General features: G+C 70.3%; 15 protein-coding genes, 1 tRNA gene and 1 pseudogene. 10 read left to right on the top strand and 7 right to left on the bottom strand.

Annotated elements, in window-relative coordinates:
• The first annotated feature begins 158 nt into the window (after positions 1-158).
• The 3 genes from RIU97_RS25855 to RIU97_RS25845 are packed head-to-tail and all read left to right on the top strand — an operon-like array spanning position 159 to position 4,233.
• Positions 159-1,298 (top strand): hypothetical protein, encoded by a 1,140-nt coding sequence (locus RIU97_RS25855; RefSeq protein WP_404959979.1) that lies wholly within the window; start codon positions 159-161, stop codon positions 1,296-1,298.
• Complete coding sequence (locus tag RIU97_RS25850) at positions 1,295-2,896, top strand: hypothetical protein (RefSeq protein ID WP_404959978.1); 1,602 nt, start codon at positions 1,295-1,297, stop codon at positions 2,894-2,896. Before RIU97_RS25855 ends, RIU97_RS25850 begins: the two co-directional genes overlap by 4 nt.
• Positions 2,893-4,233, top strand: coding sequence for an AAA domain-containing protein (locus RIU97_RS25845; protein ID WP_404959977.1), 1,341 nt, complete (start codon positions 2,893-2,895; stop codon positions 4,231-4,233). The genes RIU97_RS25850 and RIU97_RS25845 overlap by 4 nt, the downstream gene beginning before the upstream one ends.
• 14 nt (positions 4,234-4,247) lie before the next feature.
• Here RIU97_RS25845 and RIU97_RS25840 read toward each other — a convergent pair whose 3' ends face one another.
• From RIU97_RS25840 to RIU97_RS25825, 4 genes are all read right to left on the bottom strand, one after another.
• Positions 4,248-5,354, bottom strand: coding sequence for a helix-turn-helix domain-containing protein (locus tag RIU97_RS25840; protein WP_404959976.1), 1,107 nt, complete (start codon positions 5,352-5,354; stop codon positions 4,248-4,250).
• 568 nt (positions 5,355-5,922) lie between these two features.
• Positions 5,923-6,507, bottom strand: a complete 585-nt coding sequence (locus tag RIU97_RS25835) for a recombinase family protein (protein ID WP_404959975.1) — start codon at positions 6,505-6,507, stop codon at positions 5,923-5,925.
• 546 nt (positions 6,508-7,053) lie between these two features.
• Positions 7,054-8,712: a recombinase family protein gene (locus tag RIU97_RS25830; protein WP_404959973.1), complete on the bottom strand. Its 1,659-nt coding sequence runs from the start codon at positions 8,710-8,712 to the stop codon at positions 7,054-7,056.
• A gap of 303 nt (positions 8,713-9,015) precedes the next feature.
• The gene (locus RIU97_RS25825; RefSeq protein ID WP_404959971.1) at positions 9,016-9,495 is read right to left on the bottom strand and encodes a MarR family winged helix-turn-helix transcriptional regulator; all 480 of its coding nucleotides are present in this window, start codon (positions 9,493-9,495) and stop codon (positions 9,016-9,018) included.
• Between the two features lie 112 nt (positions 9,496-9,607).
• On the opposite strand from RIU97_RS25825, the gene RIU97_RS25820 reads away from it, so the two are divergent.
• The 5 genes and pseudogenes from RIU97_RS25820 (at position 9,608) to RIU97_RS25800 (ending at position 12,547) form a co-directional block, all read left to right on the top strand.
• Positions 9,608-10,177 (top strand): NADPH-dependent FMN reductase, encoded by a 570-nt coding sequence (locus tag RIU97_RS25820; RefSeq protein WP_404959970.1) that lies wholly within the window; start codon positions 9,608-9,610, stop codon positions 10,175-10,177.
• A gap of 100 nt (positions 10,178-10,277) precedes the next feature.
• Complete coding sequence (locus tag RIU97_RS25815) at positions 10,278-11,162, top strand: aldo/keto reductase (RefSeq protein WP_404959968.1); 885 nt, start codon at positions 10,278-10,280, stop codon at positions 11,160-11,162.
• A gap of 187 nt (positions 11,163-11,349) precedes the next feature.
• On the top strand, positions 11,350-11,691 hold the full coding sequence (locus RIU97_RS25810) for a hypothetical protein (protein WP_404959967.1): 342 nt from the start codon (positions 11,350-11,352) through the stop codon (positions 11,689-11,691).
• A 173-nt stretch (positions 11,692-11,864) separates the two neighbouring features.
• A pseudogene (locus RIU97_RS25805) lies at positions 11,865-12,483 on the top strand (bifunctional DNA primase/polymerase).
• Positions 12,474-12,547 (top strand) — tRNA-Lys (locus RIU97_RS25800). Before RIU97_RS25805 ends, RIU97_RS25800 begins: the two are co-directional and overlap by 10 nt.
• Before the next feature lie 64 nt (positions 12,548-12,611).
• Here RIU97_RS25800 and RIU97_RS25795 read toward each other — a convergent pair.
• A complete protein-coding gene (locus tag RIU97_RS25795) occupies positions 12,612-13,850 on the bottom strand; it encodes a M6 family metalloprotease domain-containing protein (RefSeq protein ID WP_404959966.1) in 1,239 nt (412 codons plus the stop codon).
• Positions 13,851-14,195: 345 nt separating this feature from the next.
• Here RIU97_RS25795 and RIU97_RS25790 point away from each other — a divergent pair, with 345 nt between their 5' ends.
• Both RIU97_RS25790 and RIU97_RS25785 read left to right on the top strand, forming a co-directional pair.
• Positions 14,196-16,091 (top strand): putative bifunctional diguanylate cyclase/phosphodiesterase, encoded by a 1,896-nt coding sequence (locus tag RIU97_RS25790; protein WP_404959965.1) that lies wholly within the window; start codon positions 14,196-14,198, stop codon positions 16,089-16,091.
• 118 nt (positions 16,092-16,209) lie between these two features.
• Entirely contained in the window at positions 16,210-16,773 is a 564-nt protein-coding gene (locus RIU97_RS25785) for an ALF repeat-containing protein (RefSeq protein WP_404959964.1), read from the top strand.
• 70 nt (positions 16,774-16,843) lie between these two features.
• On the opposite strand, the gene RIU97_RS25780 is transcribed toward RIU97_RS25785, so the two are convergent.
• Together RIU97_RS25780 and RIU97_RS25775 are read right to left on the bottom strand one after the other, a co-directional pair.
• Positions 16,844-18,160, bottom strand: a complete 1,317-nt coding sequence (locus tag RIU97_RS25780; protein ID WP_404959963.1) for a tachylectin-related carbohydrate-binding protein — start codon at positions 18,158-18,160, stop codon at positions 16,844-16,846.
• Between the two features lie 97 nt (positions 18,161-18,257).
• A complete protein-coding gene (locus RIU97_RS25775; protein WP_404959961.1) occupies positions 18,258-19,463 on the bottom strand; it encodes a peptidase S1 and S6 in 1,206 nt (401 codons plus the stop codon).
• Between the last annotated feature and the right edge of the window lie 12 nt (positions 19,464-19,475).

The raw sequence follows: 19,475 nt of genomic DNA, 5'->3' as shown, positions 1-19,475 counted from the left end.
GTTTTCCGGCCATTCACGGCCATTCACGGCCATTCGCTGCCATTCAAATCGTCCGTCCATCATCCATCACACGAACAACGGGGGACCCCGCCCACCCCCCGACGCCGGTTTCCGCGCTAAGTCCACGATTGTCAGTGGCGGATGGGACACTTCCGCCCGTGAGCTCCTACCCGCCCAGCAGTCCCGCGCAGCCGACCACACTGCGGCAGCGGCTCGCCGGCCTGCGCGGCCCGGCCGTGCCGCCCCGTCCGCTCGACGCCCGGGCGCTGGCGGCCCTCGCCGCCAATCCCGGCTGTGGCAGACGGGCCCTGCTCGACGGCGCCGGCGTGGACAAGAACGCCCTCGCCACCGCCCTCGGCTCGCCCGCCGCCTTCGGGCAGTCGCAGTTCGCCATAGTCCGCGGGAACTCCTTCGAGGCCAAGGTCAAGGGCGACGGCGGGGCCGAGCTGCTGCGGCTGGTCCACGCGCACCTCGACCCGGCCGCCGAGCCCCCCGGCGCGGGCGCCCACGTCCCCGACCTCACCGCCGCCGGGCCCGAGGGCCGCGCCGCCCGCACCGCGCTCGCCCTGCGCGAGGCCACCGCGGCGCGGGCGTGGACCCTGCTGGACCACCCGATGCTGGCCCTGGAGGTGGCCGGCTCCCCGGCCTACCTGGAGCCGGACGCCGTGGTCGTGCATCCCGACGGCCGCTGGACCGTCGTGGAGATCAAGTCGTTCCCGATGATCGACGGGTCCGCGGACGCCGCGAAGGTGGGCGCCGCCGCCCGCCAGGCCGCCGTGTACGTGCTGGCGCTGGAGAAGACCGCCGGGAAACTGGCGGGCGCCGAGGTCGGGCACACCGTGCTGCTGGTCTGCCCGAAGGACTTCTCCAACCTGCCCACCGCCTCCCCCGTCGACATCCGTCGCGAGCGCTCCGTGACCCGGCGCCAGCTGGACCGGCTGACCCGGGTCGAGGAGCTGGCCGCGGCGCTGCCCGAGGGCCTCAGCTTCGACCCGGCGACCCGGACCACCGAGGAACTCGTCGAGGCGGTGTCCGCCGTCGACGCCGCCTACGCCCCCGAGTGCCTGGCCGCCTGCGAGCTGGCCTTCCACTGCCGGGACCGGGCCCGCACCGCGGGGGCGGTGACCGCGCTGGGCCGTTCCGTACGGGGCGAGCTGGGCGCGCTCACCACCGTCGAGGAGGCCCTCACGGCGGCGGCCGGGGCCGGCTGCGCCGAGGATCCGACCGCAGCCGCCCTGCACCGCGCGGCCCGGCTGCGCGCCGAGGCGCTCGAGTCGGCGGCGGGGGTCGTCGCATGAGCCTGCTGAACACGCTGGCCCGGCTGCAGGCCGTACGGGCGGGCCGCGCCCAGCCGCTCGCGACCGTACGGCACCGCCACCTGAGCGAGCGCCCGATGGTCTTCGTACCGCTGACCACGGCCGGTGAGGCCGGGGCTCCGCTGGGCGCGCTGGTCGGCACGGACCGGCACGAGCCGCAGGTGTTCGTGATACCCCAGCCCCGCGACCGGGACCTGCGCTGGGCGTTCCTCGCGGACCTGGCGGTCCCCGTGCTGGCCCACATCGACGCGTACGCGGACGCCGTGGAGCCGGCCGAGCGCAGCGAGACCGACCCGGAGACGGGCAAGCGGGTCAAGGTGGAGACCGAGCTGTGCGTGGACGCGCCGCAGCTGATCGTGCCGAGCCGGGCGGGCATCGAGTACGTGCGGCTGCTGGGGCGGTCGATGCGGTTCCGGCGCACCGCCGAGGAGGAGCCTGAGAATCCGTATCCGGCGCCCTCGCAGGTGCCGATGCTGGGCCGCTGGTTCACCCACCTCGCCGAGCGCTCCCGGGTGCCCGGCTCCTCGATGCTGCTGTCGGCGACGGACCTGCTGTCCCGGCACTGGGCGACCGGCCAGAGCAATCTGGAGGACCAGCACCTGGGCGCGCTGCTGGGCTGGATCGACCCGCCGGAGGGCCTCTCGGGGGCCGAGGCGGCGCTCCGGGCGGAGCTGGGCCGCGACCGGGACGGCCGGCTGCTGTGCCCGCCGGCCGGTCCGGCCACCGACCCGGCCTTCGACAACAAGTTGCTGGCCCCGGCGATCGCCCGCTACGACGCGGCGCGCGCGGCCCTGGCCGCCGGGGCCGGGGACGACGACCGCGAGGTGCGCAGGGCCGAAGAGGTCCGCAAGGCCGGGGAGGCCGTGCGCCGGCTGGTCGTGGACCAGATGGCGGACACCTGGTGGGCGACGTGGGAGGCGATCGACCTGCTGCGCGCCCTGCCGCCGGGCGAGCGCGCGGAGGAGCGCTGGACGCGCGACCGCTGGTCGTACACCGGCCACCGGGACCGCGTACGGGCGGGCGAGCCGCCGCAGCCACGCCGCGACGACGCGGTGACGGCGGCCCAGAAGCTGGCCACGCGGGAGACCGAGCAGGTGCGGCTCGACGCGCAGGAGGCGCTGGACGACCCCCTCGTCATGGCGGGCCGGCGCCTGGCGGGCGAGGCCTTCGCCGGCGAGGTCACCGAGGTGGTGATGGAGTGGACGGAGTCGAAGAGGCCGAGCCCGCGCCCGCTGGTGACGGTGGCCACGGAAGACCGGCCGCAGCTCGCGGAAGGGGGCGGCGGGAAGGTGTTCCGTTCGCTGGACGGTCGCCCGCAGAGCGCGCAGTTCGTACGCTTCGAGGAGGACGGGCGGCTGGTGCTGCGGCTCCTCGACAAGATGGGCCGCGGCCGGGAGCCGGAGCCGGGCTCGGTGCCGGAGAAGGGCGACCGGCTGTGCTGGACGCTCTTCGAGCACGACGCGCGCGGCGGCCCGAAGCTCCCGGAGCCCGAGCAGACCCCGTGGACCCACGGCGGCCCGCCGGGGCACCTGAGCGCCGTTCCCCTGCCCGACGCCGTGACCGACGAGGACCTGCTGTGACCGCGACCGCATCCTTCGACCCCGGGGCCGCTGCCGCCGAGGCGACCGCCGCGATCCTGCGGGACACCCTGCACGGGGCCGAGCGGGGCGTGGTCGTCGACTCCCCGCCGGGAGCCGGCAAGTCCACGCTCGTGGTGCGGGCGGCCCGGGAGCTGGCCGCGGCCGGGCGCCGGCTGATGGTGGTGGCGCAGACCAACGCCCAGGTCGACGACCTGGTGCTGCGGCTCGCCGACAAGGATCCGGAGCTGCGGGTCGGCCGGCTGCACAGCAGCGAGGGCGACGCGTACGACCCGGCGCTGCGGGAGCTGCCCTCGGTGACCCTCTCGGCCAAGCCGGGGGACCTCGCGGAGCTGCCGGTCACCATCTCCACGGCGGCGAAGTGGGCCTTCGTCAAGGACGTCGAGCCCTGGCAGCACGCCATCGTCGACGAGGCGTACCAGATGCGTTCTGACGCACTGCTGGCCGTGGCCGGGCTGTTCGAGCGGGCGCTGTTCGTGGGCGACCCGGGGCAGCTGGACCCCTTCAGCGTGGTCGGTGCGGAGCAGTGGGCGGGCCTGTCCTACGACCCCTCCGCGTCGGCGGTGAGCACCCTGCTCGCGCACAATCCGCAGCTGCCGCAGCACCGGCTGCCGGTGTCCTGGCGGCTCCCGGCCACGGCGGCGCCGCTGGTCTCCCGGGCGTTCTACCCGTACACGCAGTTCCGCAGCGGTACGGGCCCGGGCGAGCGGCGGCTGTCGTACGGGGTCCCCTCGGACGGGTCGGGCCCGGACCGGGTGCTGGACGAGGCCGCCGAGGCGGGCTGGGGGCTGCTGGAGCTGCCCGCGCGGCACACCCCGCGCACCGACCCGGAGGCCGTCGGGGCGGTGGCCCTGGTGGTCCGCCGCGCCCTGGACCGCGGGGCGGTGACCTCCGACGAGCAGTCCGAGGGCCCGTCCCCGCTGACGGCCGACCGGATCGCGGTCGGCACCGCCCACCGCGACCAGGCGGCCGCCGTCCGGGCGGCGCTGGCCGCGCTCGGGGTCACGGGGGTCACGGTGGACACCGCGAACCGCCTCCAGGGCCGCGAGTACGACCTCACGGTGGTCCTCCACCCCCTGTCGGGCCGCCCGGACGCGACGGCCTTCCACCTGGAGACGGGCCGCCTGTGCGTCCTGGCCTCCCGGCACCGGCACGCGTGCGTGGTGGTGGCCCGGGCGGGCATAGCGGAACTCCTGGACGACCACCCCTCTACGGAACCGGTCCAGCTGGGCGTGACGGTGAAGTTCCCGGACGGCTGGGAGGCGATGATGTCCACGTGGGATTTCTGGTCCAACCACCGTGTCTCATGGCGGCCATAGGGCTACGGGTGCCCTCAGTGCCCGGTCACTTCATCCATGAGCATCCGCAGCGTCAGGGAGTGCTTCTCGGGTGGCAGAGCAGCCAAGGCAGCCTGCGCATACGCCACCCCTCCCGCACGGTCACCGGACCGAGCCAGCATCAGACCCCGATGGATCTCCAGGTGAGTACGGAAGCGAGGAAGCGTTTCGGGTAGGTCCCGAAGGGCTTCCTCCTGTGCGTTGACGGCTCCCTTCTCGTCACCGAGTCGGGCCAGCAGCAGTGACAGGAAGACGTTCATCCGCCACCAGGGAACGGCGTAGTCCGAGGTCTGTTCGTACGAGCCTGCTCCGTCGAAGATGCGCCGGCCATGGTCGGCAAGCTTCAGAGCCGAGTCCCGGTCACCTCGGAGTGCTGCGGCGTGGGCCTTGCCCATCACAGCGTTGAGCAACCCCAGGGAGGGATGCCCCCCTATGGCCAGGGCCTGATCGGCAAGCACGTCGGCAACGCCCAGGGAAGCACCTTCATAGCCCAGAGCGATGGCCGCCCGGCCTCGGACCCACACTCTCGCCTCGTCGTCTCCGGACTCGTCTGCGGCCTTCGCGGCCATGCGGTACCAGTGCACCGCCTTCGATCCGTCCGATCCCGGAAAGGTCTTGGCGTACAAGGTCATGAGGCGGGAAGCGACAGACCACAGCCGAGGGTTCTCCAGTTGCTGCTGGACGACGACTAGTTCGGCGGACACGCGGCGCTGGATGTCAGCCGCTCCCAGGGACATGTACTCGGTGCCGTAGGTCGCCAGCTTGCCTTCCCAGACGTCCGCTGTCGGGCCACCTTGCAGCCGGGCAGTGAATCCCTTGGACAGGAGATCCGAGGCAACCACAGGAGCTATGGAAGCTCCCGCAACATCGGTGAGGAACTGACGTCGGTCCACTTCACCTTCCAGGACAGCTAGGGGCACATCCAAAGCGCCAGACAGTGCAGCGAGGTAGAAGCCGCCGGGCCGGATCTTTGAACGCTCCCAGTTGCTGACGTACTCCCGTGAGAGTGCTGTCCCGTGCGCCTTGTTGATCTCAGAAGCTAGCCGCCCTTGGCTCCATCCGCGAGCCTTCCGCAGGTCCCTGATCAGCTGCCCTACGTCCATGCCCCCACCCTGCCACTACAGGTGCCACTAGACGGCCAAATTCCCTACTGATGAGGCCACTTCGCACTAGGAATCACACTAGGCCGTGCCGGTGATCGGCGGGACGATCACCGGCACCAGTGGGCGACGTGGATGGGGTGCAGCATGAGTGGCACAACGACAAGGCAGTGGCGCCAGGTTCCGCAACGCGATCCCTTCCCTAAGCCTGACCCCAAACCGGCTCCCAACTGCGCCGTGTGCGCCGCCCTGGCCAAACAGCGGACGGAGTACTACCAGCTGCGGGACTTCTCCGGAGTGGTGGACTGCAACGTAGAGATCCGTCAGCATCCGCACGGTCAGGCTGCCCGGTGATGCGCACCACCTTCCGATACGTCGAGCACTCCATTCGCCACGCTCCCGAGGGCGGAGTCACTTGGGAGGTCTTCTGCACCGCCGTTGGCTGTGGAGCCGACTCCGGTCCGCAGGAAGAGCAGGAGACCGCCCAGGACTGGGCCTTGCGGCACTCAGGCCGGACGGGCCACGAGCTGTTCCGCCGGGTGGCTACCGACCATGCACGGGTGACCCGCACCTAAGGTTCCCCAAGGTGCCTGTAGAGGGTTGCCCTGGACACTCCGAGAGCCTTGGCAATGGCACTGACGCTCTCCCCCTTGGCCTTCCGGACCTTGGCCACGGTGAGCTTGTCGTCAGTAATGACAGTGGGGCGGCCACCGGTCCGACCTTGAGCCTTGGCCGCTTCCAGTCCGGCCTTCGTCCGCTCCTTGATGAGGGATCGTTCAAACTCCGCCATGGCGCCAACCACCTGAAGCATGAGCCGGCCGTCCGCAGTGCCGGGGTCGATGTTGGCCAGGGCGCCAGTGATCACCTTGAAACCGATGCCACGCTGACTGAGTCCGTCCACCAGGGTCACGAGGTCGATGAGTGACCGTGCGAAGCGGTCCAGCTTCCACACGCAGAGACTGTCTCCACTACGGAGGTAGTCCAGTGCTGCTACGAGTTCCGGGCGCTCAGTGTTCTTCCCAGACGCCTTGTCGATGAAGATCCGGGAGCAGCCCGCAGCGTTCAGCGCGTCTATCTGTAGCTGTGTCTCCTGATCGTCAGTCGAGACCCGGGCGTAGCCGATGAGGGGACCGGTGGCCTTGGCGTTCGTCGTCATGACCAGACCGTCTCACAACTGGTCTCACAACATCAAGAGTTCTGAGCACGTTTTGAGATGCGTTTTGAACACGGCCCAGGGCGGCTTGGAGCCCCACGGCCAACCGTCCCGCAAACCATGGTTTCCGAGACTGCGGCAGGTCGTCACAGCGCGCTACCACCCCGGGGTAACACATGGCCCGATCTGGACGAGAACCGCACGGAGAGCCTTCCTCTGGTCATGTACGGGTTTCAGGGAGGCTGCAAGCCACCCTGCGGACCTCCCGTGTGCCGCCCAAGAGGAAGAAGGACTGGGTCCCACAAAGCCGCCAGGGGGCCTTCAGGCGCCTTCTCGGGCCCTTGCGCCCCGAGACGGTTCAGGCCCGGCGCCAATCCACGGTGATTTCCACCTTGCCCATGTGATCCCCATCTCACTTAGCTTGCATGCCGTCCCGGATACCCAAAGAGGACACGTACATTATTTATGCGGTTGGTTATATATCTACTACTAGTATCTAAGTAGTACTGAAGTGGGTCCCCTGCCTAAACAGGGGACCCAGGTCTTCAGTTAAGAGGTGCTGACCCTCAACCGGCCAATCTCCACATCCAAGACTTCCTTGAAGATCTTCAATGCTTCAAGATTCCAAGCTTCTTCGTCAATCGGCTCAACAGATCCAGCCAGAGCACCACTTGCCCTCTCGGCGACATCGTGCGGCGAGATGACATAGACAGCCATATCTCGCCCCTTTTCCTTGGGGTGCCCCCAGACGAAGAGCCGAAAGCCAGCTTCACGAAGGAAGGGCCCCTGCTCCTTCCAGCCTGTCATTTTGGACCACTTCTCGGCGTAGGTCTGGCCGGTGCTGGTGACCTCCCACCGCCCCGGCACGAAGGGTTCAGCCGTCAGCGCTTCGAGATTGGCCGCATGCCGCTCCATCGTGCCGGTCAGGGAAGAAATCACGGCAGGAGAAGCGGCCAAGGCGATTGATTGCGACAGATTGTCGATGGCGCGCTCAAGCTCCTTGATCTGCTTCCTGTTGTCCCTACCCGGAACGTACTGACGTTCCATGATTTCCTCTTCACCCAACTTGGCAAGGAACGCATGTTCCGCCATGGCGTAGAGCTGATCCTGAGGCCAGGAGACGGAGAACTCACACGCCCTGCCGTTGGACCATGAGGAACAGCGGAAGTACTTGTGGGACCGAATCTCTCCCGTGTTCAGCTTTCCGACCGAGCTGTTCTCGTACATCTTCTTTCCGCACGGACAGTGGAGAACGCCCGTCATGGGAGATGCATTGGACTTGATGCCCGCACGATGCTGGCCGAGGGCGGTAACGGCCACCTGCAACTTGGCAAATTCATCTTCGCCGAGGATTGGGTCTGCCCATCGCACAGGAATCCCATCACGGAGAAGCGGCTCACCCTTGTGCATGGCGATTCCTTGAAGGATGGGCTTCTTCAGGATCTTCCCCAAGGTGGCAGTGGTCCACCGAGTTCCCTTGATGGCTGTCTTGACGCCAGCCTTCTTCTCGCCTGCGTTCACGCTCCGCTGGTAATCCTGCGACGTGAGGACACCCCGCTTGTTCCAGTCCTCACAGAGGCGGCTCATGCTCCACCCCTGGACGCCGATTCGCTCGTACGCCTCACGGATCAGGGGCCCCGTCACCGGGTCGATAACCAGCTTGTAGCGCTGCCTGCCCTGGTATTCCGTCAGCACCGGTCGGTAACCGAAGGGCCAAGTCCCGCCACCCCACAGGGATTCATCACGATAGTACTGAGTCTGATTCCGGCGTTTCTGCACGATGGCTTCCCGGTACTCCTGCGCTTGCGTTGCCTTGATGTAGGCGATCATCCGGCCGTGGCCGGGGGTGATGTCCAAGGAAGGGTCATCGAGACAGATGACGTCCTTTCCTCCCTGGTAGCACTTGTCGGCAAACATCTCCCAGTGGGTCTGATTCCGAGTGATCCGGTCGAGGGAAGTGACCATGATCGCGTCCCACTCGTACCAGAGCGGCTCACGCATCCACTTGCCGAGGCTGGGCCGCTCTTCAGGGCGGACCGCACCCGACACGAACGAGTCCTCTACATCCCCCACGGCGTCGTACCGGCCTTCGGCAACCGCGCCATCCAGTGCCTCAGCCTGCCGCGCCAGGGCAGAACTGTCTTCAGAGTCTCGGCTGATGCGCCGCATCTTGAGGACGCGGCTGCCAGGTGACGGCTTGTTCAGCATGTCGTTCCCCCCTGTAGCTCCTCTGCTCACACCAAGCTACATGGTGATCCTGTTTTCCGAGGGGTGGGAGGCGAACCACTCGGTCCTGGCCCACCTGGCGGAACACCGCGTGCCCTGGCGCCCGTAAGGACGAGCGGCAGGCCCGAAGCCCCGCCGCTCGCCGGACGGAGTCCGGCACGCCGCCGGAGGCGGCAGACGAATACAGTCCGGACGGGTGGGAGGCCAACCACTCGGTCCTGGCCCACCCGGCGGAACACCGCGTGCCCTGGCGCCCGTAGGGGCGAGCGGCCGGGCCGGCGGGGCTCAGGTCTTGCGCTTGGCGCCCTTGCGTTCGCGCAGGAGTTCGCCGACCTCGGCCAGGGTGCGGAGCTGGTCCGGGGTCAGGACGTCGATCAGGTGGCGGCGGACCGACTCCACGTGGAGGGGGGCCGCCTCCGTGATCGTGGCCACGCCCGTGCCGGTGAGGACGACCTCCGCGCCCCGGCCGTCCGTGGCCACCTCCTCCCGGCGGACGATGCCGCGCTTCTCCATGCGGGTGAGCTGGTGGGACAGCCTGCTGCGGGACCACTGCATCAGTTCGGCCAGTGCCGTGATCCGCATGCGGTGGCCGTCCGTGGAGCCGAGCACCGACAGGACGTCGTAGTCGGCCTCGGAGAGCCCGCTGTCCTGGCTGAGGTCGCGCGCGATCTCCGCGTTGACCAGCGGGAACATGCGCCGCCACGCGTACCAGGCGTCCTGTTCGGGATCCGTGAGCCAGCGGGGCGGCTCGGATGCGGGGGTCATGCATCCACTCTAGCCAGGTCGGTGACACATCACCTATCTGGTTGACACGTCACACACACTCCCGCTTTTATAGGTGACACATCAACAACCGCACCGACCGGGAGACCATTCCATGACCCGCCTGCACGTCATCTCCGCCGCAACCCGCCCCACCTCCTCCGGCCGCCCCCTCGCCCGCTGGGTCACGGAGCAGGCCCGCGCGCACGGCGGCTTCGAGGTCACCCCCGTCGACCTCGCCGAGATCGCGCTGCCCTTCCTCGACGAACCCGAATACGCCTCGACCGGCAACTACGCCCACCAGCACACCCGCGACTGGAGCGCCCTGGTCGACTCGGCCGACGCCTTCCTCTTCGTCCTGCCGATGTACAACGGCGGCTTCAGCGCGCCCTTCAAGAACGCCATCGACTTCCTCTACAACGAGTGGAAGGGCAAGGCGGTCGGCCTCGTCAGCTACAGCGCCGGCCCCACCGGCGGCGTTCCGGCCGCAGAGATGCTGCTGCCGGTGCTCACCCGCCTCGGCATGCTGCCCGCCGAGCGCTCCGTCGCCGTCCCCGACATCCCCAAGCTGATCGGGCCCGAGGGCTTCGAGGCCCCCGAGGCGCTCACCGGGGACCTGGCCGGCGTACTGGACGACGTGGCCGCGCTCGCCGCGCAGCGCGCCGCGGAGTCCGTCACGGTCTGAGCAGGCTCCCGGTGAGGTCGCCGTACGCGGCGTGCGCGGGCAGCCCGCGCCGCGCGGCCCGGCCCGGCCCGAGGTTCACGTGGCCGCATAGCCTGCGCCGATGACTTCAGAAACGATCACTGCGGCCGCGGCGGGCACCTGGCCACTGGGTGACCTCACCGTCAACCGGGTCGGCTTCGGCGCGATGCGGCTCACCCACCTCGCCGACGGCTCCCCCAGCGACCGCGAGCGGGTGACCGGCGTGCTGCGCCGCGCGGTCGAGCTCGGCGTGAACCACGTGGACACGGCCTCCTTCTACTTCTCCCCGCTGCGCTCCGCCAACGAGCTGATCAACCGGGCGCTGGCCCCGTACGCCGACGACCTCGTCATCACCACCAAGGTCGGGCCGGGCCGCGACGCCGCCGGGCAGTGGTGGTGGGCGGAGCCCGGGCAGTTGCGCGCCCAGGTCGAGGAGAACCTCCGCCAGCTGGGCCGCGACCACCTCGACGTGGTCAACCTCCGCATCCCGCGCCGGGAGACGACCGGATCGATCGCCGCGCACTTCGGGGCGCTCGCCGAGCTCCGCACGGCCGGGCTGATCCGCCACCTGGGCATCTCCAACGCCCGCCCCGACCACCTCGCCGAGGCGCAGGCCATCGCGCCGGTGGTGTGCGTCCAGAACCCGTACGGGATCGGCTCCCCGGCCGAGGACCACGCCTTCCTCGACGCGTGCGGGGAGCAGGGCATCGCCTTCGTGCCGTTCTTCGCGATCGCCGGCGCCGGCAAGGAGGCGGGGGCGAGCGCCGAGGACAGCCCCGAGGTACTGGCCCTGGCCGAGGCCCACGGGGTGTCGGCGGCCCAGCTGCGCCTCGCGTGGACGCTGAGCCGCGGCCCGCACGTCCTGGCGATCCCGGGCACGGGGAACCCGGACCACCTCGTCGAGAACGTCGCCGCGGGATCCCTGCGCCTCACCGCCGACGAGGTCGCACTCCTCGACGCCCTGTGACCCGGCGGGGCCGTCCCGCCGGCTCCGGCCGATCGCCTGTGCGACTCCCCCGCCACTGGGGCGGCCGGCCTGCTCGTGCGCCTCGTCGGCCGTACAGGTGTTCCAGCCCATCGCGTGGGGTCTTGCGTGGCGTTGGACAATGGACGGTGGCCCGGAAGCATTTCGCACGCGCAGCAGGAGGACACGGATGGCAGAGCCCGAGCGGACCGAGCGACGGCTGCGGCCGGCGCCGCTCCTCTTCGAGCCCTCGGAGGCCGCGGGGGACCCGGAGCACTTCTTCGACCTGGAATCGATCGAGGACCCGCGGGAGCTGCTGACCCGGGCGACCGAACTGGCCCTCGCCTTCCGGGCGGCCCAGGACCGGGCCGTGGAGTTCCAGGCCCTGGCGGCGGCCCAGCTGGCGGACCCGCGGCGCTTCGACCGGCTCTCGCCCTCGGTGATCGCCGAGCAGGCGGAGTGGACCGAGGACTACGCCCTGAAGATGATCGAGTTCGGCGAATCCCTCCAGCGCAGCGCCGGTGCGCCGTAGCGGGGGCCGGGTCGGCCGCTGCGCGGAGCCTCCTGGAGCTCCGCGCCTCAAACGCCGGCGGGGCTGGATCGGCTGGCATATGCGGGGCGCAACATACCGCAGCGGCAGCCGTCGCGTCCCGGTTTTCGGTAACTCCCGGAAACCGGTTCGCTACGGCCGGTAGACCTTGGCATATGACGACCCTGACGACGGCTCCCCGCTGCACCGCCCTCGACACGCGGACCGCGCGCACCGCGCCCGCCACCCACGTCACCCCGCAGGGCGCCGCCTGGCTCGCCTCCGCGTCCGCCCGCCCCGGAAGCACCCTCGCGCTCTGGGAGGCCCGGCCGGGCATGCCCGCCACGCTGCCCTGCGGGAGCGCCTTCGACGTCGTCAACGTTCCGCTCGTGCTCGGGCGCCGCGTCCTGGACCTGCTCTGGGCCGAGGGCCCCGGATCCGGTCCGGTCGCCGTGCACCGCGGCCGGATGCTGCTCTTCGCCTCCCGCGGCACCGCCCACCGGCTCCCGGCCCTGCTGGCGTGGGAGGAGCGGGGAGGCTCCCGTACGGCCCCGGTGCCCCTGTGCCACGGCCCCGGCGACGCCGTCACCGTGCCGCCGCTGGCCGCCGGCCCCGGCCCCTCCCGGTGGCTGGTCGCCCCCGACGTGCGGACGCCGTGGCTTCCCGGGCCCGAGGCCCTGCTCTGGGCCTTCGTACGGGCGGCCCGCAGCCCCGCACCGACCGGACCTGGGGATATCGATTTTTCGTTCCGCGGATCCTCCTGCTAATGTCTTCCTCGTCACCAAGCGCCGCTAGCTCAGTTGGTTAGAGCAGCTGACTCTTAATCAGCGGGTCCGGGGTTCGAGTCCCTGGCGGCGCACAGACAAGAAGAAGGCCCCCACGCGAGTGGGGGCCTTCTTCGTCGTGCCACGACCCCGCCACGATCAGGTCGTGATCTTCACCGTGTACGCGCCCGACCGGGTCCGGTCCGCCACCTCGATGGTGATCCGCTCCCCCGGCACGGTGTACGTCTCGCCCACCTCCAGCGGCGCGTCCGCCAGCGGCGGGTACACCGAGCGGTCCCAGCACGCCTCCGTGTCGGGATGCGCGTCCATCACCTCGATGGGACCTCCGCCGGACGCCGCCTCGTTGCGCACCCGGTAGACCAGGACCCCTTCCGTACAGGTGTCCCCGTCGTTGCCGGCGGAGCCCCGCGCCTCGACGGCGATCGCGCTGCCGGGGCCCGTACGGATCACCGCGAGCCGGGTCCCGCCCGTGCCGCCGCTCGGCGGGGCCTGCGCCAGCGGCTGGAGGGTGTGCAGCGAGGAGCCCGACCGCACGCAGTCCACCTGGGAGCCGTCCAGCCAGCCCAGCTTCCACTTGTGCCAGGCGAAGAGGTCCGGGGCCATCCCGAACTGACTGCCCATGACGTCCCAGTCGCCGACGTACGTGTCCCAGTCGCCCTTGCCGTCCGTGGGCCGGTGGTAGAGGTCGGGCAGGTCGAAGACGTGGCCGGTCTCGTGGGCCAGCACGTTGCGGTCCGGCGGGTGGCGCTCGAAGACGGTGACGATCCGCCGCAGTTCGGTGCCGTCCGCGACGATCGGGCGGTCGAAGTTGACGACCTTCGTGGCGTCCGAGTCCACGCCGGGCGCGTCCGGGTCGGCGACGAAGTAGACGACGTCGTACTTGGCGAAGTCCACCTCGGCGTCGGCCGCCCTGACCGCGTCCCGCAGGTAGGCCGCCCGGTCCTCGGGGGCCCAGTCCCGCCTTATCCCGTACGCGGTCGACGGCTTGGGCATCCGGATCCACTGCTTCTGCGGGTGCGGGGCCAGCCGGAACCGCCCGTACGAGGCCTGCTCGAAGAACTGGCTGGTGGCGGGGAAGTAGTCGCCCGCGAGCTCCGAGGTCGTGAGGGTGCTGCGGTGGTCGGGGAAGGAGAGGAAGACCATGACCGCATCGAGCGTGCGCTCGGGCTTGGGATAGGCGCCGTTCCAGCTGTCCAGGCCCAGCGAGTGGTGCGCGCCCGTCCGGGTCAGCGCGCAGGGTCCGGCGCCGGAATCGGCAGCCACCGCGGGTCCCGCGACGAGCGACATGGCGGCGAGCGCAGTGAGGGAGGTGAGCGCCGCGGCGGTACTTCGGATGCGGGAACGGTCCACTCCCCCGGGTGTCTGCTGTCGCGCCACATCGACCTCCGGTGGTGGATTCGTGCCTGTTTAGCCACCTTGAGGGGATTGTCTTACTAATGCCCTGTTCCGCTGCCCCACACGAGTGAGCAATGGGGCAAGTCGGTGACCCCCGGACTTCACGCACCCGCCTACAGAACGTCACGACCGATCACGCGAGATCAGCCAGAGCCTCCGCATGTTCACAGCCGCGCAGAAACGATCAAGCGATCTTGGTCCGACGATCCGTCATCACGCCGAACTCCGGGACCTCGCGCGGCGACGCCGCTGGATAGGGCCTCCCGGCAGCCTCTATGATCGGCACACTTTCCTGCACGGACACTCACGAACACTGCGGGGCCAACGGTGAGCGGAACCTCAGAAGGAACCGGTTCGGCGGCCGACAGCATCCGATCGGCCATTACGGAGCGTCACCCGGCAGTGCCGGCAGTGCCGTCGCGCGCCGATGCGGAGCGGCGCGACTACCGGGCCGCCTTCAACGCGGCCCACCTCGCCATGGCGGTCGTGGACCGCGACGGCTACGTGGTCGCCGCGAACGAGGCCTTCGCCGGGCTGCTGGGCAGCGAGCCGCACGCGCTCGTCCACCAGTGCGCCGCCGACCTGGTGGACCTGGCCGCGGAGGCCCGCACCTGGGCCGCGTACCAGGAGGTGCTCCGCGGCCGGCAGGCCCGGCTGCGCTGCACCCGCCGCCTCAAGCACCCCGACGGGCACTCGCTGTGGACCGAGGTCACCCTGGGGCCCGTGCCCGGGACCGGGGACGTCCTGCTGTCCGTCTCCGACATCAGCGACCGGCGCGACCTCCAGGCCCGGCTGCGCCACCTGCAGATGCACGACCCGGTCACGCGGCTGCCCAACCGGGCGCTCTTCTTCGAGCGGCTCTCCGCCGCCCTGGAGGCCTCCTCGTACGACCACGGCGGCGGCACCGGCCGGATCGGGCTGTGCTACCTGGACCTCGACGGGTTCAAGGCCGTCAACGACACCCTCGGCCACCGGGTCGGCGACCGGCTGCTGACCGCCGTCGCGGCCCGGCTGACCCAGTGCGCCGACCAGTCCGGGTACGGGCGCACCGGCGGGCACCTGGTCGCCCGCCTCGGCGGCGACGAGTTCGCCCTGCTGGTCGAGGACTCCACCGGCACCGAACAGCTCGCCGACCTGGCCCGGAGCGTACTGGCCGCCGTCCAGGAGCCGTTCGACCTGGCCGGGCAGCGGCTGTCGGTCTCGGCGTCGATCGGGGTGGTGGAGCGGGCGACGGACGGCACCTCGGCGACCGGGCTGATGCAGGCCGCCGACACGACCCTGTACTGGGCCAAGGCCGACGGCAAGGCCCGCTGGACCCTCTTCGACCCGGAGCGCAACGCGCACCGCATGACCCGGCAGGCGCTCTCCTCGACGCTGCGCCCGGCGGTGGAGCGCGGGGAGTTCGAGCTGGAGTACCAGCCGCTGGTGGACCTGGAGAGCGGTGTGGTGCGCGGGGTCGAGGCCCTGGTGCGCTGGAACCACCCGCAGTTCGGCACGCTCACGCCGAATCGGTTCATCGGAATTGCGGAAGAGGACGGATCCATCGTCCAGCTGGGGCAGTGGGTACTGCGGACCGCCTGCCGGCAGGCGAGGCGCTGGCAGATCGAACAGCCCAGCGACGCGCCGGTCTTCGTGTCGGTGAACGTGGCCGTGCGCCAGGTGTGGGACTCCGACCTGGTGGGCGACGTGGCGGAGATCCTGGCCGAGACGGGCCTGGCGCCGCAGCTGCTCCAGCTGGAGCTGACCGAGTCGGCCGTGATGGGCTCGGCGGGCCGGCCGCTGCAGGCCCTGCAGGCGCTCAGCGACATGGGCGTGCGGATCGCGATCGACGACTTCGGCACCGGGTACTCGAACCTGGCCTACCTCAGCCGGCTGCCGGTCTCCGTGCTGAAGCTGGACGGCTCCTTCGTACGGGGATTCCGCTACGAGGAGGGCACGCACCCGAACCCGGCCGACGAGACCATCGTCGAGGCCCTGGTCCAGCTCGCGCACCGGCTGGGTCTGACGGTGACCGCGGAGTGCGTGGAGACCGCCGGACAGGCGGCCCGGCTGCGCCGCGTCGGCTGCGACACCGGGCAGGGCTGGCTGTTCTCGCGCGCGGTGGCTCCGGACGTGATCGCCGGCATGATCGGGCGCCAGACGGCGGCCTCGGCGAAGTCCTCGGCGAAGGCCGCCGCGCAGCCCGACGGGCCCGCCCCGCACCCGGCCGGCCCGGGAGTGTGAGATACGCCCGACGGTGGAACCAAACGGCCTGGCCTAGTGGGCAGTTGTCCCCGGTGCGCCCCCTTGTGACGATCTTCTTGCTGTCGCGACCGGACAGTCATTCGATTCAGGGGGACCCATGAAACTGACCCGAGCCGCCCTCGCCGTTGCCGCAGGCGCCCTGGCGCCGGCCCTGCTGCTCTCCACCCAGTCCTTCGCCGCCACGCCCGCCGCCGTCCCGGCGGCCGCGGCCACGGTCGTGGGCTCGGACACGGAGAACGCCTTCGCCATCGTCAAGCTCCTCGCCGACCCGGCGAGCGGCAAGGCCGTGATCCGCGAAGCCAACAAGGCCCTCAGCGGCACCCCCGAGGACCGCGTGGCCTTCCTGACCACCGGCCTGGCGAAGGCCCAGGACGAGGACAACAAGGTCACCATCCTCAGGGTCCTGTTCGCCAACCCGGCCACCGGCAAGGCCGTCAAGCGCGAGGCCAACAAGGCCCTGGACGGCACCCCGGCCGACCGGACCGCCTTCCTGAAGACCGGCCTGCGCCTGGCCCAGGCCGAGGACGACCGCGTGGACGTCGTGCGGATCCTGGCCCGCCCGGGCATCAGCGACGCGCTGCGCGCGGCGGCCGAGAAGGCGCTGAACGGCACCCCGGAGGAGCTGCGGCACTTCCTCACGGTCGGCCAGTTCCAGGTCTGACCGCCGGCTGGGACCCGTACGAGAAGGCCGGACCGCCCGATGGGCGGTCCGGCCTTCGCGCGCGCGGGGGCTATCCGTTGACGACCTTGTCGTAGCGCAGGGCGACGTAGCCCGAGGCGGCGTGGCCGGCGATGCGTCCGTCGCTGCCTCCGTTGAGGTAGTCCTGACCGCGCATCATGTCGTCGTTGGTGTTGGCCTCGTGGATGTACGAGAACTTCCCGGCGGCCTTGTCGACCCACTTCTCGAAGAGCACCACGTGCCCGTCCTGGGTGTTCAGCGCGTCGCCGGGCTGGAGGTCGGACTTGGAGATGGTGGTGCTGACGCTCGGCAGGCTGTAGGTCGTGTAGCTGCTGGCGGCGTGCCAGACCATGGAGACGAAGCCGGAGCAGTCGGTGCGGTAGGTGTGGTCGCCGTCCGGGTCGGTGGCGTAGGCGCCCTGGTTGTAGGGGATGTCACGGCTCAGCCAGTTCGCGGCGCGGCTCATGATCTCGCTGCGGGCGATCTGCCCGCCCTTGGTGGAGGGGGTGGGGGTGGGGGTGGGGGGCGCCGGCGGCTGGTAGGTGCAGTCGTTGGCGAAGGCGGAGAGCAGGCTCTGGGTCCAGCCGCTCGCGTCGACCGGGTCGGCGGGGTGGTAGGCGATGTCGTCGCCCTTGCCGTCGGTGGGGTCGGCGTCGTGGTACCAGTACATCCCGCCGTTCGTACGGCCGTAGTAGAGGCCGCCGCCGGGCGAGACCAGGTTGTCGACCGCCGACCAGCCGGAGCTCTTGAGCACCGAGCTCTCCCAGTCCCCGACGCCGTTGATCTGGTAGGAGAGCAGCCGGCCGTCGGACGTGCTGGCGATGAGGACGTCGTCGCCGGCGGCGGCGAGGGTCTTGAGGACGAAGCCCGTGTCGATCACGGCGTGCTTGGCGATGTGGGCGGGCCCGCTGGGCTTGGCCTGGGAGACGTTGTAGCGGTGGAGCTCGCCGGCGACCGTGCCGTAGAGGTGGCCGGCGCCGTCGTAGGTCAGCTTGTCGAAGGTCCAGCCGCTGTCCCAGATCTTGGTGACACCGGCCAGGGCCAGGGCGCTGTCGTTGGTCTGGACGTCGACGCGGTACAGCTCGCCGGCCGTCGACGTCACGAGAACGGTGTTGAAGTTCAGGGTGGCCATGGCCTTGGGCGTGAATCCGAGGTTCGCGCCGATCAGGGTCTTGACGCGGTCGCCGGTGTTGGGGGCTATCGCCGTGTAGGTGAGGCGTCCGTCGGGGAGGGTGCCGTAGACCGACACGTTGCCGCCGCAGATCGCGGCGGCCTGGGCGGGCGCCGAGGTGAGGGTGACCATGCCGAGGGTGGTGGCAGAGACGGCCAGGGTGGCGGCGAGGCGGCGCTTGAGGGACGACGAGAACATGGGTGTCTCCGGATTCTGGGCAGCCCTGACGTACGCGCGTCGGGCCGGGGAGGTGAGGGGGGAGAGAACGGAAGAGCGGGCGTGACTCGGGGGCCGCTCAGTACCAGTTGTTGTTCAGGAAGTGGGTCCAGGCGCCGCAGGGCGTGCCGTACTGGCCGTCGATGTAGGACAGGCCCCACTTGATCTGGGTGACCGGGTTGGTGCGCCAGTCATCGCCGAAGGCGTCCATCTTGGAACCGGGCAGGGCCTGGGGAATGCCGTACGCCGTGGAGTTCGGGTTGTCGGCCCAGTAGCGCCAGCCGCTCTCCCTGTCCCAGAGCTGCTCCAGGCAGTTCCACTGGGTGGTGCTGTTCCAGGCGCCGCCGTCGTGCTTGTTCATCAGGTCGCGGCCGGCCGCCTTCACGGCGGGTATGTCCTTGCCGTCGAGCGGGTCCGCGGTGGTGGTGCAGCTGAAGGTCGCCGGCTGGGCGGAGAGCAGCTCCTGCGTCCAGCCGCCGGTGTTGACGGGGGTTTCGTTGTGGTACGCGATGTCGCTGCCGCTGCCGTCGGCCGGGTTGGCGTCCTTGTACCAGTACATGGCGCCCGTGGTTTCGATCCGGCCGTAGTAGAGACCGCCGCCGGGCGATACGACCTGGTCGAAGCCGGACCAGCCGGAGGTCTTGAGGTCGTCCCGGTCCCAGGTGCCGTCGCTGCCGATCTTGTAGGAGTAGAGTGCGCCGGCCGACGTGGTGGCGAGCAGCCGGTCGTCGCCGGCGGCCGTGAGGGTCTTCAGGACGAAGCCGCTGCCGATCTCCTTGCGCTGGCCGATGTGCGCCGAGCCGGTCGGCTTGGGCTGCGAGACCAGGTACTGGAGCAGGACACCGCCCGCCGTGCCGTACAGGTGCCCGTGTCCGTCGTAGGTGAGCTTGTCGTGGGTCCAGCCGCTGTCGAAGATCTTGACGGGCGGGCGCTCCAGGACGAGGGACTCGTTGTTGGTGAGGACGTCGAGACGGTAGAGCGCACCGGACGTCGAGGTCACCAGAACCGTGTTGAAGTTGAGGGTGGCCATCGCCTTGGGCTCGAAGCCCAGGGCCGCTCCGACCCGCACCTTCTTCAACTGGCCGGTGGCCGGGGTGATGGTGCTGAAGGTGAGGCGGCCGTCGGGCAGGACGCCGTAGATCGAGGCGGTCCCGCTGCAGGTGGTCGCGGCCTGTGCGGCCGGTGCGGCGGCGACGGCCGCGGCGGTGAGCAGTCCGGCACCGAGGGCGGTGGAGAGGGCGGCTACCGCGCTCTTACGGGCAGCCTGGCGGAGGGTGGTGGTCACTGCGCTCTCCTG

Source organism: Streptomyces sp. 147326 (assembly GCF_045000215.1).
In the GTDB taxonomy this organism is placed as follows: Bacteria; Actinomycetota; Actinomycetes; order Streptomycetales; family Streptomycetaceae; genus Streptomyces.
This window is presented reverse-complemented; position numbering and strand designations above follow the sequence as displayed.

What these genes read in the sequence shown, in the direction of transcription:
- RIU97_RS25850 (WP_404959978.1), top strand. Translation starts at nt 1,295, where the DNA reads ATGAGCCTGCTGAACACGCTGGCCCGGCTGCAGGCCGTACGGGCGGGC.
- RIU97_RS25840 (WP_404959976.1), bottom strand. Translation starts at nt 5,354, where the DNA reads ATGGACGTAGGGCAGCTGATCAGGGACCTGCGGAAGGCTCGCGGATGG.
- RIU97_RS25835 (WP_404959975.1), bottom strand. Translation starts at nt 6,507, where the DNA reads ATGACGACGAACGCCAAGGCCACCGGTCCCCTCATCGGCTACGCCCGG.
- RIU97_RS25830 (WP_404959973.1), bottom strand. Translation starts at nt 8,712, where the DNA reads ATGCTGAACAAGCCGTCACCTGGCAGCCGCGTCCTCAAGATGCGGCGC.
- RIU97_RS25825 (WP_404959971.1), bottom strand. Translation starts at nt 9,495, where the DNA reads ATGACCCCCGCATCCGAGCCGCCCCGCTGGCTCACGGATCCCGAACAG.
- RIU97_RS25820 (WP_404959970.1), top strand. Translation starts at nt 9,608, where the DNA reads ATGACCCGCCTGCACGTCATCTCCGCCGCAACCCGCCCCACCTCCTCC.
- RIU97_RS25815 (WP_404959968.1), top strand. Translation starts at nt 10,278, where the DNA reads ATGACTTCAGAAACGATCACTGCGGCCGCGGCGGGCACCTGGCCACTG.
- RIU97_RS25810 (WP_404959967.1), top strand. Translation starts at nt 11,350, where the DNA reads ATGGCAGAGCCCGAGCGGACCGAGCGACGGCTGCGGCCGGCGCCGCTC.
- RIU97_RS25785 (WP_404959964.1), top strand. Translation starts at nt 16,210, where the DNA reads ATGAAACTGACCCGAGCCGCCCTCGCCGTTGCCGCAGGCGCCCTGGCG.
- RIU97_RS25780 (WP_404959963.1), bottom strand. Translation starts at nt 18,160, where the DNA reads ATGTTCTCGTCGTCCCTCAAGCGCCGCCTCGCCGCCACCCTGGCCGTC.